We start from the raw sequence: 14,009 nt of genomic DNA on the forward strand, positions 1-14,009 counted from the left end.
TCACAGGTGACTGCCGCTCACCGGCTGTTTTCGAGCGGGCAGTTCATTAGGGTATTTAATCAAAAGATGGAGCGTCCGATACGCTCTGCCAGCAGTTCCAGAGCCGCCGTGCCTGCCAACGAATTACCTGAGCCATCCAGTTCAGGAGACCACACGGCAATGCTCATCTCACCCGGCACGACGGCAATAATGCCGCCGCCCACGCCCGATTTCCCCGGCATGCCCACTCGCCAGGCGAACTCACCTGCCCCATCATACATCCCGCTGGTCACCATTAAGGCATTAATCTGTCGAGTCTGTTTCGGGGTTAACACTGCAGCTTCCTGTCCACGACTGCGGCCATGATTGGCAAGATAAAGAAAACAGCGCGCCAGCTCAACGCAGCTCATCGTCATCGAGCAGTAGTGAAAATAGGTTTGCAGTACTTTGGGCACGTCGTTAGCAAAGTTACCAAATGATTTCATCAGCCAGGCTATAGCCGCATTCCGTGCGGAGTGGTCATATTCAGAACGCGCCACATGACGGTCATAACTGATTTCCGGCTGCTGCGTCAGGCTACGCACCACTTCCAGCATACGCTGGCGCGGTGCGGTAAGACGCGTTTCCAGCATATCGCAAACGACCAGCGCACCCGCGTTAATAAACGGATTGCGCGGTTTTCCCTGCTCTAGTTCAAGCTGCAACAATGAGTTAAACGGCTGGCCGGATGGCTCTTTTCCTACCCGCTGCCACAGTTCGCTTTCCTGGTAACGCGTCATTGCCAACGTCAGGGAGAGCACCTTAGAGATAGACTGGATGGAAAAACGTTCTTGCGCATCTCCTGCCTGATAAATAGTGCCATCCAGAGTACAGACGGCTATTCCCAGGCGTTCAGCCGGAACCTCTGCCAACGCCGGAATATAGCTGGCGACCTTGCCCTGTCCGATTAATGTGCTTGCCTGCTGGAGAATATCCTCCAACAATGTATTACTCAGAACGTTCACCATGCCCCTTCCTGTTTAAACGGGTGTAACTCTCTCATTTTCGGCGTAATTCTTCCGCCTCAGTGCCATGACGTCAAATGCTGCCGTAGTCGATAAAAAGGCATTTGTCACGGTGAAATATAGCAGTAATCACTTATATTCCGATTTACAAAATTATTTATTTTTTTATTTCATCTCACCAATAAATAAAAGACAATATCCAGGAATTATTCTCAAATCCTGCTTTCGGGTTAACATTATCTCAACACAGCGCTAACTTTTCATGCAAACAATTCCTGTTTCTCGTAAAACCGCATGGCTACGCGTGCTGATGCTCGCTATTGCCGCTTTTATATTTAACACCACTGAATTTGTACCGGTGGGCCTGTTGTCGGACATTGGCAGCAGTTTTTCTATGCAGACGGCACAGGTGGGGCTGATGCTGACCATTTACGCTTGGGTCGTGGCGCTGATGTCACTACCGATGATGCTGCTGACGCGCAATGTCGAGCGGCGTCTGCTACTGATGATAATATTTGTGATGTTTGTTGCCAGCCACGCGCTCTCGTCCGTGGCGTGGGACTTCACCACCCTGCTGGTCTCGCGTATTGGTATTGCACTCTCTCATGCGATTTTCTGGTCGATTACCGCTTCGCTGGCGATCCGCGTTGCGCCCCAGGGTAAAAAGACCCAGGCGCTAAGTATGATGGCGACAGGCACCGCGCTGGCAATGGTGCTCGGGCTGCCTATCGGCCGCATGATCGGACAGTTACTCGGCTGGCGCATGACCTTTGCGGTCATTGGGGTGGTCGCGTTTGTCACCATGCTGCTGCTGCTGAAACTGCTGCCTAAGTTGCCGAGCGAACACACCGGCTCATTGAAAAGTGTGCCGATGCTCTTTCGCCGTCCGGCGCTGATAGCATTGTATCTGCTGATTGCGATCACTGTTACCGCACATTATACCGCTTACAGCTATATCGAGCCGTTTATTCAAAGTGTTGCCGGGCTTAGCGGCGGTTTCACCACTTTCCTGCTGTTGATTTTCGGTGCGGCGGGGATTGTCGGCAGCGTGCTGTTCAGCATTTACGGGAACAAATTCCCGGCAACGTTTTTACTTGGGGCAATCGGCTTAATCACCCTGTCGATGATGTGTCTCTATGTCTCGGCAACCCATACGCTGGCGGTTTCTTCACTCTGCATTGTCTGGGGAATGGCGGTGATGGTGATGGGCCTGGCAGTGCAGGTGCGTGTGCTGGCGCTGGCTCCGGATGCCACTGACGTGGCGATGTCGTTGCTGTCTGGTATCTACAATATCGGTATCGGTGCCGGAGCGCTGCTCGGTGGTCAGGTAAGCCTGCACCTGAATATGGCCAGCGTGGGCTATGTCGGTGGCGCTATCGGCATACTCTCTCTGTTGTGGTGTGTGTGGAGTATGAAACGTCATCCGCAGCTACGCCTGAACGGATAGGTTTTCATTGGGTAAGGTCCCCGGCTCTTGATCGGATCAGGAGCCGGGGGAACGGCTTTGTTTCTACATAGCGTGGGAGTCTATTACTACTTTAACTGTCTGAATTTTCGCCATCGACGTAACACACCTCGCACGACTCAAGCCTCCTTCGAATAAATACTATCTACTAAGTCTGCTAATGATTTGTCCGTATTTTTTCAGTCTAACCGCCACGGTTTACCGCACATTAATACGCAGTCAGGCATTGTATAAGGTAGATGAATTACAGAAATGAGCCTTATTTTACAGCCTTGCAGTCGTGCGAAAGTTAATAAGGAATAAAATCATGCCCCAAGCAGTAGCACAATACAGCACAGCGATAGGAAATGACGTAAACATTTCAGTCAGCCAGCCAGTAGCCCGTATATCGCTACCATTAGTTTCTCTACATAACACGTGTGTCAGTCCTGCTATAAACACCGGAAGAGCAGATAATCTGTCAGATGAAAAAAGAATGCCTCCCAATGACAATTCACTTCCGAGAGAAATAGTAGACTGGACAAGTAATCGGGAAGCAGGCTTGGGTGGAAGAAAAAGGAAAGCTGCCGTCAGCGTACTTGAAGAACAGGATGGCTTTACGAAAGAGAGTGCAAGACAGTTACTTGCTGACTACAAATTTCCTGATAATAGTTTTTACAGCGACTATATGTTCGCACTGGATGTTGAGCAAACTGGAAAAATTCCGCCGTGGGCTGGCAGATTCAAAAAATGGCCTCGCTTAGATGACGGTTCGGAAGAAATTTTGCAAACAGTTAGAGTTGCAAAACCCGATTTCCCACAGCATAAATTGAAATTAAATTTGGGTGGTGTCTTATCTAAGGGAGGCTATGGAGAGGTTTATTTAGATGCGGATGATAAAGATTATTTAATAAAAAAAATCCCCATTGAAAATTTCACCGTTCCTGTCGGTAAGTATTTTATTGAAACAACTCCTATTGAAAGCGCCCTGCACGAAGCTGAAATGTTTAATCGTTATTATGGTGAAAGAGCCGCAATGGTATTCGTGGATAAAAACAATAACGCTTATATCCGCATGTACAGAGTGCCCGGAAAAACGCTTGGATCGCTATCGCCTGGCTCATTACCTGATGATGCCAAACAACGATATGTCGACATGATTGAAAAGTTGAATAATATCGGCATCATTCATGACGATCTACATTCTGAAAATATATTATGGGATGTGAGCTCACGGCTTTTTTATCCCATTGATATTAGTGATGGGCGTGACAGGTATTTTAGCTCTGATACAGAACGTAAAGATGAAATAAATGAATTAGATGAAAATGATTGGTATAGGATACTCGCTCAGATAGAGGGTAGAAAACAGTAAATCCGCCCGATAAAAATCGGTATAGTGACATGTTGGCGGATCCCGGCTTACCACTACTTTTGCATTTTGCGGCCCGTAGCCGGGCCGCGAAGGTACGGTTATTTCATATCTACCTGGTAAAACGCGTGTTTGCCAAAGGGATCAACCTGGTATCCAATGACCTCTTTACGTACCGGTTCGAAGATGGTCGAATGCGCAATCATCACCGCCGGAGCCTGATCGTGCATGATCTGCTGCGCTTCACGGTAAAGAGTGACGCGCTGTTGCCGATCCTGCGCGCTGCGCGCTTGGCTAATCAGGCGCTCAAACGGCGGGTAGCACCACCTGGCCGCATTGGAGCCACCGTTAGCCGCCGTGCAGCTGAATAGCGGGCTGAAGAAGTTATCCGGATCGCCGGTGGCGGTAGTCCAGCCCACCAGCGCCGCCTGGTGTTCACCGTTCTTGATGCGCGAAAGATATTCGCCCCACTCAAAGCTGACAATATTGGCTTTTATCCCAATCTTCGCCCAGTCCTCCTGAATCATCTCGGCCATGCGGCGAGCGTTCGGATTGTACGGGCGCTGAACAGGCATTGCCCACAGCTCTACTGTGGTTCCCGGCGCGATACCAGCCTCTTTCAACAGCGCTTTCGCCTGCTCCGGCGCATAGTCATAATCCTTCAGATCTTTATCCGCGCTCCACACGCCAGGGGGAAGCAGATTTTTCGCGGCAATTCCGGTCCCCTGAAATACCGCCTCAATGATTGCCGGTTTATTGATCGCCATACTCAAGGCCTGACGCACCTTGATATTATCCAGCGGCGCTTTTTGGGTATTGAAAGCCAGATAGCCGGTATTAAGTCCTGCCTTCTCCATCACGGTGATATTGGGGTTCGCACGGAGCCGTGGCAGATCGGCCGGGTTTGGGAACGGTATAACCTGACATTCATTCTTCTCCAGCCTGGCGGCACGGACTGATGCATCCGGCGTGATGCTGTAAATCAATCGATCCAGTTTTGCTTTACCCTGCCAGTACTGCGGGAATGCGCGGAACAGGATCCGTGAGTCTTTCTGATACTGCACCAGTTCAAAAGGCCCTGTGCCAATCGGCTCACGATCAAGCTTTTCCGGCGTACCGGCTTTCAACATGGCATCGGCATATTCCGCTGACAGGATCGAGGCGAAATACCAGCTGAGGTCGGCAAGAAACGGTGCCTCCGCGTGCGCCAGGGTAAAACGCACGGTATGCTCATCCACCTTTTCTATATTTTGTAGCAACTGGCCAAATTCGAGACTGTTGAAGTTAGCGTAGGTGCCGTTCGAAACCTTATGGTACGGATTTGCCGGGTCTTTCTGGCGCATAAACGAGAAGATGACATCATCGGCGTTAACATCACGCGAGGGCTGAAAAGAGTTGTTGCTATGAAATTTAACACCGCTGCGCAGATGGAAAGTATAAATCTTACCATCCGGGCTGACATCCCAGCGCTCTGCCAGGCTTGGGATTAGCTGGGTCGTGCCTGGCGTAAAGTCGACCAGACGGTTATAAATAGGCACCGCGCTGGCATCCACGCTGGTGCCGGAAGTATACAGCTGCGGGTTAAAGTTTTCGGGAGAACCTTCCGAACAGTACACCAGCGTTTTCGCCAACGCGCCGCTGGTTATACTCAGCGTCAGTGCCGCCAGTAGCGTATGCAACAGGGTTTTCTTCATCTCCATCCTCGCTTTTATTTGACATTATCCGGGGCCTGCGTAAAACCATTAAAGGATTGTTCCCTGTCGCCAGCAGCAGATCACAAGGTAAGTCCGCTCGAAAAACGAAAGGGATTAATAAATAACCCAATTTGCCACATTACAGTACTGTTTTACTCTGCGACAAATAAGGAACCGTTATGACCGATCTCCTGAGACGTCAGTTGACTCAACGTTTTTACCGCTACCTTGCCGTTAGCAGCCAAAGTAATGCCGCGTCAAAAACATTGCCCAGTACGACGGGTCAATATGAAATGGCGCAGCTGCTGGCAGAAGAGTTGCAGCAGCTTGGCATGGAGGATGTGGTGATCGATGAGTACGCCACCGTCACTGCGGTGAAGCTTGGCCGTCACCCCAGCGCGCCGCGTATCGGGTTTATTACCCATATCGATACGGTTGATGTCGGACTTTCACCGCATATTCTCCCGCAGATCCTGCGCTACGAGGGGGAGGACCTGTGCCTGAACGCCCGAGAAAATATCTGGCTGCGTCAGACGGATCATCCGGAAATTACCGCCTATCATGGCCAGGATATTATTTTTAGCGATGGCACCAGCGTACTGGGCGCGGATAACAAGGCGGCGGTTTCGGTGGTCATGACGCTGATGGAAAATTTGTCCGATCGGCATGCGCACGGCGATATCGTGGTGGCGTTCGTACCCGATGAGGAGATCGGATTGCGCGGCGCTAAGGCACTGGATATTAAGACACGCTTTAATGTTGATTTTGCCTACACCATCGACTGCTGCGAGCTGGGAGAGGTCGTGTTTGAAAATTTCAATGCGGCAACGGCAGAAATTATCCTGACCGGAGTCCCTGCTCACCCGATGTCGGGAAAAGGCGTGCTGGTCAATCCGCTGCTGATGGCCTGCGACTTTATCAGTCACTTTGACCGCCGTCAGACACCGGAGCATACCGCCGGGCGTGAGGGATACATCTGGTTCAATGATATTCAGGCTAATGCCAGCACGGCCCATCTTAAAGCCAGCATTCGTGATTTCGATCTGGCGCACTTTGGGCATCGCAAACAGCAGATTGATGAGGTAGCAAATAAAATAAGGCTGGCTTATCCAACCGGTAAAGTAGAAGTGAAAATCAGCGATATATATAGCAATATCAGCAACGCTATTGGCGCGGATCGACGCCCCATTGAGCTGATATTTGACGCCATGTCGCAACTGAACATTGAGCCGAAGGTGATACCGATGCGAGGCGGCACCGACGGGGCCGCGCTGTCCGCGAAAGGATTGCTAACGCCGAACTTTTTTACCGGGGCACATAACTTCCATTCAAAATTTGAATTTTTGCCGATTCCTTCCTTTATCAAATCGTATCAGCTGGCAGAGAGAATTTGTCTTTTAGCCGCAAATTTAACCGCAAAAGTAGGTTGAAACCCGTCCTCATAGCCTGCTTTTAAGCAGGCTATGATCACCTGTTCACCCCTTCGCCAGTAAAGATGTCAGTCGGGTAATCAGAACCGCTTTACGCCTCCCGTTCTGTCAGAATGCCACCCAGTCGTCACCTGACTTAGTCTCTCTCGCCGCCAGTGGCGTAATTACCGCTGGCGTTGTCCGCGATATAGGCTCCGGCTGTTCGGGCAGGCGGAATCTGGCGACGGACAGAGTCAGTTCGACGGTTTGACGTTCTAATGCGCTGGCAGCCGAGGAGACCTGCTCAACCAGTGAGGCATTTTGCTGAGTTACGCTGTCCATTTCTGACACCGCCGTTGCCACCTGATCGATGCCTTTGCTTTGTTCCTCTGAAGCACAGGAGATTTGCTTCATAATCTCAGTCACCTCATTCACCGATTGCAGAATATCCTGCATGGTGCTGCCCGCCTGCCCCACCAGCTTCGAGCCGTTATTCACGCGCGATACTGAATCGGCGATCAGGGTCTCAATCTCCTTCGCCGCTCCTGCACTGCGCTGGGCCAGACTGCGTACTTCACTGGCTACCACGGCGAAACCACGCCCCTGCTCTCCTGCACGCGCGGCTTCTACCGCCGCATTGAGTGCCAGGATATTAGTCTGGAACGCAATGCTGTTAATGACAGAGGTGATATCAGCAATTTTCTTCGAACTGTCAGAAATTCCTTCCATCGTTGTGACCACTTCTGTCACCAGACTGCCGCCCTTACCTGCCGTCAGGGATGCATTATCCGCCAGTGTACTGGCCTGACGGGCGTGATCGGCGTTGAGTTTTACCGTTGCCGTAAGCTGTTCCATGCTGGCTGCGGTCTGTTCCAGCGCGGATGCCTGCTGTTCGGTGCGCGAGGAGAGATCGTTGTTACCTGATGAGATTTCCGCTGCACCGCGATGAATATTGTCCGTTCCACTGCGAATGGCACTGACGGCTTCGCGCAGACTGTCCTGCATTTCGCGTACGAGTGGCACCAGACGGCCAACGCAATTGCGGTTTAGATCTGGTAATGGATGGGTCAGATCGCCCTGGGTAATCAGGCGGAAATGATCGCGCAGGTTATTTAGAGGACGAACCAACATCGCGACTAAATAACGGTCGGTAAACAGCAAAAGCGCAATACCCACTACCAGTGCCAGTACCAGCACGCTTTTGGTTATGCTGATAAGACGATCGCCGTTTATCCGCGTTTGCTCGAGTTTGGCCGCGGCAGCAGTATTAAATTTCTCCACGCTGGCGCCAAAATCACGGCTTAATGCCGGGGTGACAGTGCTGGCATGACGGCGATAGTCATCAAGCGTGGCCTGCTGCGCCAGGCGCATCTGAGGAATGACGCCGTCGTTCAGCAGCTTCTGCCAGCGTACCGTCGCGGCTGTGGCATACTGCGCATCCAGCGGTCCCGGCGTATGAGCTTTAAACTCTTCCAGCAGGGCGGCCATATTGTCCAGAGATTGCTGTGCAGCCGCCATATCTTGCGGCTTTTTGGAATCTGTTGCGCGAGACAGGCGAGTAATAACACGGAAATATTGATCGTTACCTTTACTTAGAATCGTCATCTGATCGACCAGTTGACGCCCCACCGCGTCACCTTTGCTCAACTGATCCAACGAGCTAAGGCTGTATATCCCTACCGCCCCCCACATCAGACAGAACAGCCCCAAAATCCACAGAAGGGTTGCGCGGATCGTATAGTTTTTTAGGTAATTCATAAAGACTCCTGGCCTGGTGAAACCGTATGTAATAATTTGTTATTTTTGCTCTATCAAGAGATGTTATCGGCAGGCCGGGGGGGAATAGTGAATTATTTAACAAATCCAATGTAAAGGGGTATCACCGGTTAGAATCGGTTATTTAAAATAATCTTTATTTTTAGTGCCTTAAATGAACAAATGTCTTCATCAGCAGGCGAAATATCTGCACTCTACGGCGCATAAAGCGCTCCTCAATGGCGATATCCGCACTACCGTCACGACCAAATCGCAGCGTGACGTCGCAGTCATCCCGCCAGACGGGCCAGTTAACTTGACCGCTGATGTAGCGAGATTCCGGCGTGACGTCGCGCGCAAAGTTAAACCAGTATTCACTGATACTTCTGGCGAAAGCCTGGTCACCAGAGGTAAACGGCTGCTCATTATTTGCCGCCGTTAATTGCCCGAGAGTATCGAGCACATAGGGGATTTCATTACCGTGTCGGGTGCCGTGAAGGTAAATATCACGGGCATTCTCAGAGACATAATCAAAGTAGTAGCGCCAGCCCGGTGCGCCAATGCGCTGCTGGGCGCGAGTCACAATATAGCCCAACGTCGTAAAGGCCATATCGCGGGCTACCTGCCGCCCCAGCTCCGCATCGTCCTTGATACCGCGATACAACCATTTGATCAACTGTAGCCCTAACGGATGTTTTTTGCGCATTGCCGCGATCGTCTGTGCCGCATTGACGCCAAAATAATCCAACACGCTGGCTTCGTCACTGTTGCTGCCTGTCATTAGCGGCAAAGGGTGCTGTCTTGCTGACGCGAATACGCTCAGCATCGGCTGCGGTAATACCCTATCGCCGGAGATAGCCACCGGGCCACAACCCAGGCTGCTATTGAGCGACCAGAATGCCTCTGCGGGGAGTTGACGCAACTGCTCTGCTGTGGCATCTGGCAGATTGAAATAGCGTGCCAAATTTTGCCCTTTATCCAGTGCGACGGCGCGAGGAACGTCAGGGAGTGTGTAGGCACTCTGTACGATACCTTTATGAAATAACCCGACTGCCAGCGGTGAGGCATACAATGAAAGCACGCTACGTGCCCCTGAAGATTCACCCATCAAAGTGACATTCTTGGCATCCCCACCAAAAGCATGGATATTTCTCTGCACCCATTGCAGGGCAGCAATCTGATCGAGCAAAGCAAAATTATTGATCGGTTGCCCGGTGGGATATTCGCTATCAAGCGCCGGATGGGCAAAAAAGCCAAGTGGACCAAGACGATAATTGAGAGTGACCACCACCGCGCCGCGTTGCGCCATTGGCGTGCCGCTATAAGGGGTTAAGCCACCCGATCCGATGGCGTAACCTCCACCGTGGATCCACACCATGACCGGGAGCGGCTCTTGCGGGGCAACGTCCGGCGTCCAGACATTGAGATACAGGCAATCTTCACTTAATTTACCAGGATCACCACCGCCCATTGCCAGACAGTCATCACGGTTCTGCCAGCAGGCTGCTCCCCATTCACTCGCGTCCTTTTCCTCATTCCAGGGTTCGACCGGATGCGGGGCTTTCCAGCGCAGAGAACCCACCGGGGGCGCCGCATAGGGGATCCCTTTAAAAACAAAGATCTCTTTTTCCATCTTGCCGCGCAGGATGCCCTCGGCAGTCATAACACGTAATAATCGATCGTTTCTCATTGGCTTATCTGTGCGGATGTGAATGAGTGATAACCCTGATTTTATCGCCAACCGCTATGCAACAGCGCCAGGGGACTTCGGGCCGAACCATTGCGTTAAACCCGGTCGCGTTGAAAGCCGTAGAGATATTTGGCAACCAGCATCAGTGTGGTCAGTACCGCTGGAATGGCAAGGAATGAGAACACATCGGTTATGTTCCAGCCCAATGACAGCATCTGTGCGCCGGCAAAAGCACTTAATATGGCCCCTACGCGGCCCACGCCGTGCATCCAGCTGGAGCCGGTAGCACGTGCGTGCGTGGGATAATAACTGGCTGAAAGCGCATTCATTCCGGTGTTAGCGCCATTCAGGCAGAAACCACTGCAAAAGGCGATGGTACTCAGCATCACCGCGTCCGCTGGCACATAGCCAATGCACACGGTGGCTATCGCACCGCTGAAATAGATAGCCGCCAGCGCAAGATTGGCGTTGAAACGATCCATCATCCAACCGGCGAACAGGGAGCCTACTGTGCCACCCGCCTGATAGATAGCGGTGACCAGCGCCGCCTGGCTGACGGTCATACCGACGTCTCTTACCAGTGACGGCAACCAGGAGCCAATCAGGTAAACCAGAAACAGCCCCATAAAGTAGCTGCCCCAAAGCATGATACTGCCAAATAAATAGCGCCGGGAGAGCACGACTTTCATTGCCCCCTCTCCTACTGCCAATTCATTGCGGGTGAACACCGTTGACTCACCGATGATGCCAGGATGCATCTTTTCAACAATCTGGCGGATCTGCGCGGCTGGTGCATTACGCGCAATCATAAAACGCACGGATTCCGGCAGATAGCCCAGCAGCAACGGCACCAGAAGCAATGGCAAAATACCGCCCACCACCAGTACCGCATGCCAGCCCATATTGGGAATTAGCCATGATGCCGCAAAGCCCCCGCTGGCGGCACCAAAGGTGAAACCACAGAAGACCACGGTAATAATAAAAGCGCGTTTACGCTCCGGTGAGTATTCGGCAACCAGGGTGCCGACATTAGGCATGGCCGCACCCAGCCCCAGCCCGGTCAGGAAACGTAGTAACATCATCTGATCAAGGTTCTGAGAGAATGCGGTTGCCAGCGTACACAGGCCGAAAAAGAACACGCTAAAGATAATGATGACTCTGCGGCCAAATCGGTCCGCCAGCGGGCCGGCAAACATGGCTCCTAAAGCAAGGCCGATAAGCGCGGCGCTGATCACCGCACCCAGTTGATGATTGGTCACTCCCCATGCATTTTTTAGTGCAGGGGCAATAAACCCCATCAGAGCAATATCCATCCCGTCCATAGCAACGACGGCAAAGCTCAAGGCAATGATTCGTTTCTGATAGCGACTCAGCGCCTCTTGGTTAATTAATGTACGGATATCAATGGTTGCGGTACTGTCCACTACGCACTCCATAACAGGCCAGTGTTGCCCCGCTCTCACTGGCCGATGAGCGAGACTGAAAAGAAAAGTGGCCGCTATCATAACGGATTGTTATCGATTTCTCTTGCGAAAATAGCTTTGTCGGGTTGGGTTGAGTGGCTTGACATTCCTCTAAAACAGATCCTGTTCTGTCATCTCGTGCCCCCGGTTATGACACGCATGCTGCCTGGTCAAGTGTCTGGCTTAACACTGAGGTTACATAGTGAGTTACAGCAGGTAACAACCCTAATTTCTATGTGCTTATCGGCGGAGAAATGTTCCTTTTCGTAACTAAAAAATGTAAATTGATGTGAGTCAATTATCATCGAGCGTATATTATGATTCCGCAAAAGCGAATTCTCACCAAACGCATACAATCGGGTGGTTGCGCCATTCACTGCCAGGACTGTAGCATCAGCCAGCTTTGTATCCCCTTTACGCTGAACGAACATGAGCTGGATCAGCTCGACAATATCATTGAGCGCAAAAAGCCAATACAAAAGGGCCAGACGCTGTTTAAAGCGGGTGACAAACTGAAGTCGTTATATGCCATCCGTTCCGGAACAATCAAAAGTTTCACCATCACTGAACAGGGTGACGAGCAGATCACCGGGTTCCACCTTGCGGGCGATCTGGTGGGTTTTGATGCCATCAGCATCAGCCAACACCCCGGTTTTGCGCAGGCTCTGGAAACCGCTATGGTCTGCGAAATCCCTTTTGAAATTCTGGATGACCTTTCAGGAAAAATGCCCAGCCTGCGTCAGCAGATGATGCGCCTGATGAGCGGCGAGATTAAGGACGATCAGGAGATGATTCTGCTGCTGTCGAAAAAGAATGCGGAAGAACGACTGGCCGCATTTATCTACGGTCTTTCTCAGCGCTTTGGTCAGCGCGGTTTCTCACCGCGTGAGTTTCGCCTCACGATGACCCGTAGCGACATCGGCAATTATCTCGGCCTTACGGTGGAAACCATTAGCCGCCTGCTGGGCCGTTTTCAAAAAAGCGGTATGCTGGCAGTAAAAGGCAAATACATCACCGTCGAAAATCATGAAACCCTGGCTGAACTGGCAGGCCATTGTCGCGCCATTGCCTGAACATTGCCGGATCGGTATTTGTTAGTCTATCGATCCGGCTGCAACTCTTTCCCTTCGCCCTTTATCGTCATTAGGCTATCTTTAAGCTAATACGATCTGCTTGAGGAGAAACGTTATGGCCCTGTATCAACATATTTTGGTGGTAATCGATCCCGAGCAGGATGATCAGCCGGCACTACGACGCGCGGTTTATCTTAATCAACGTCTTGGCGGCAAGATCACCTGCTTCTTGCCCATTTATGACTTCTCCTATGAGATCACTACTTTGCTTTCGCCTGATGAACGCATCACCATGCGTAAAGGCGTAGTGAGTCAACGTACTGAATGGATACGCGAGCAGGCAAGAGCCTATCTGGCAGCCGGCGTGCAGATAGATATTAAGGTTATTTGGCACAATCGCCCCTTTGAAGCGATCATTCAGGAAGTGCTGAACGGTGATCATGACCTGGTGATAAAAATGACCCATCAGCATGATCGCCTACAGGCGGTGGTATTTACCCCAACCGATTGGCATTTGTTACGCAAATGCCCCTGCCCGGTATGGATGGTTAAAGACCAGCAATGGCCAGAAGGAGGTAAAGCGCTGGTGGCGGTCAATCTTGCCAGTGAAGAGCCGCATCACGATCCGCTGAATACCAAACTGGTTAAAGAAACGCTGGCGCTTGCGGAGCGTATTAATCACACCGAAGTACACCTTGTCGGCGCGTACCCGGCCACCCCTATTAATATTGCCATTGAGCTACCGGACTTTGATCCCAATATTTATAACGATGCCATCCGTGGTCAGCACCTGCTGGCGATGAAGGCGTTGCGTCAACCCTTCGGTATTGATGCTCACCTCACCCATGTCGAGAAAGGCCTGCCGGAAGAAGTGATTCCAGATCTGGCTGAACATCTTGATGCTGGCGTCGTGGTTCTGGGGACGATTGGTCGTACCGGGCTTTCTGCGGCTTTTCTGGGCAACACCGCAGAGCAGGTCATTGATCATTTACGTTGTGACCTGCTGGCTATCAAACCAGATGGTTTTGTCTCGCCTGTTGCCGTGGATGACGACGAGATCGATTAATATTTCGTTGTTTTCCTGGACGGCGGTATTTTTTAATCGACCGCCGTACTCATTGCGTTA

Annotated in this window: 10 protein-coding genes; 5 read left to right on the plus strand and 5 right to left on the minus strand. The window is 51.4% G+C overall.

The features are described from left to right. Positions 1-59: 59 nt before the first annotated feature. Positions 60-986, minus strand: a complete 927-nt coding sequence (glsB, locus tag EPIR_RS09170; protein ID WP_023655086.1) for a glutaminase B — start codon at positions 984-986, stop codon at positions 60-62. Between the two features lie 259 nt (positions 987-1,245). Here glsB and EPIR_RS09175 point away from each other — a divergent pair, with 259 nt between their 5' ends. Then, a complete protein-coding gene (locus EPIR_RS09175; protein WP_023655088.1) occupies positions 1,246-2,430 on the plus strand; it encodes a sugar transporter in 1,185 nt (394 codons plus the stop codon). Positions 2,431-2,755: 325 nt separating this feature from the next. Then, positions 2,756-3,802: an OspG family effector kinase gene (locus EPIR_RS09180; protein ID WP_023655089.1), complete on the plus strand. Its 1,047-nt coding sequence runs from the start codon at positions 2,756-2,758 to the stop codon at positions 3,800-3,802. A 98-nt stretch (positions 3,803-3,900) separates the two neighbouring features. Here EPIR_RS09180 and EPIR_RS09185 read toward each other — a convergent pair whose 3' ends face one another. After that, positions 3,901-5,493, minus strand: coding sequence for an ABC transporter substrate-binding protein (locus EPIR_RS09185; RefSeq protein ID WP_023655090.1), 1,593 nt, complete (start codon positions 5,491-5,493; stop codon positions 3,901-3,903). A 179-nt stretch (positions 5,494-5,672) separates the two neighbouring features. Between EPIR_RS09185 and pepT the strand changes: the two genes are divergently transcribed. Next, positions 5,673-6,923, plus strand: coding sequence for a peptidase T (gene pepT / locus EPIR_RS09190; RefSeq protein WP_023655091.1), 1,251 nt, complete (start codon positions 5,673-5,675; stop codon positions 6,921-6,923). Positions 6,924-7,031: 108 nt separating this feature from the next. On the opposite strand, the gene EPIR_RS09195 is transcribed toward pepT, so the two are convergent. From EPIR_RS09195 to EPIR_RS09205, 3 genes are all read right to left on the minus strand, one after another. Next, positions 7,032-8,660 (minus strand): methyl-accepting chemotaxis protein, encoded by a 1,629-nt coding sequence (locus EPIR_RS09195; protein WP_023655092.1) that lies wholly within the window; start codon positions 8,658-8,660, stop codon positions 7,032-7,034. Between the two features lie 160 nt (positions 8,661-8,820). Beyond that, a complete protein-coding gene (locus EPIR_RS09200; protein WP_023655093.1) occupies positions 8,821-10,347 on the minus strand; it encodes a carboxylesterase/lipase family protein in 1,527 nt (508 codons plus the stop codon). Positions 10,348-10,442: 95 nt separating this feature from the next. Next, on the minus strand, positions 10,443-11,771 hold the full coding sequence (locus tag EPIR_RS09205; RefSeq protein ID WP_023655094.1) for an MFS transporter: 1,329 nt from the start codon (positions 11,769-11,771) through the stop codon (positions 10,443-10,445). A 356-nt stretch (positions 11,772-12,127) separates the two neighbouring features. Between EPIR_RS09205 and EPIR_RS09210 the strand changes: the two genes are divergently transcribed. Together EPIR_RS09210 and uspE are read left to right on the plus strand one after the other, a co-directional pair. Beyond that, the gene (locus tag EPIR_RS09210) at positions 12,128-12,883 is read left to right on the plus strand and encodes an FNR family transcription factor (protein WP_023655095.1); all 756 of its coding nucleotides are present in this window, start codon (positions 12,128-12,130) and stop codon (positions 12,881-12,883) included. A 115-nt stretch (positions 12,884-12,998) separates the two neighbouring features. Then, complete coding sequence (gene uspE, locus EPIR_RS09215) at positions 12,999-13,949, plus strand: universal stress protein UspE (protein ID WP_023655096.1); 951 nt, start codon at positions 12,999-13,001, stop codon at positions 13,947-13,949. Positions 13,950-14,009 lie beyond the last annotated feature (60 nt).

The sequence above is a fragment of the Erwinia piriflorinigrans CFBP 5888 genome (genome assembly GCF_001050515.1).
GTDB classification, from domain to species: domain Bacteria; phylum Pseudomonadota; class Gammaproteobacteria; order Enterobacterales; family Enterobacteriaceae; genus Erwinia; species Erwinia piriflorinigrans.

Coding starts and splice junctions, on each gene's coding strand:
- glsB (WP_023655086.1), bottom strand. CDS start 986: ATGGTGAACGTTCTGAGTAATACATTGTTGGAGGATATTCTCCAGCAG.
- EPIR_RS09175 (WP_023655088.1), top strand. CDS start 1,246: ATGCAAACAATTCCTGTTTCTCGTAAAACCGCATGGCTACGCGTGCTG.
- EPIR_RS09180 (WP_023655089.1), top strand. CDS start 2,756: ATGCCCCAAGCAGTAGCACAATACAGCACAGCGATAGGAAATGACGTA.
- EPIR_RS09185 (WP_023655090.1), bottom strand. CDS start 5,493: ATGAAGAAAACCCTGTTGCATACGCTACTGGCGGCACTGACGCTGAGT.
- pepT (WP_023655091.1), top strand. CDS start 5,673: ATGACCGATCTCCTGAGACGTCAGTTGACTCAACGTTTTTACCGCTAC.
- EPIR_RS09195 (WP_023655092.1), bottom strand. CDS start 8,660: ATGAATTACCTAAAAAACTATACGATCCGCGCAACCCTTCTGTGGATT.
- EPIR_RS09200 (WP_023655093.1), bottom strand. CDS start 10,347: ATGAGAAACGATCGATTATTACGTGTTATGACTGCCGAGGGCATCCTG.
- EPIR_RS09210 (WP_023655095.1), top strand. CDS start 12,128: ATGATTCCGCAAAAGCGAATTCTCACCAAACGCATACAATCGGGTGGT.
- uspE (WP_023655096.1), top strand. CDS start 12,999: ATGGCCCTGTATCAACATATTTTGGTGGTAATCGATCCCGAGCAGGAT.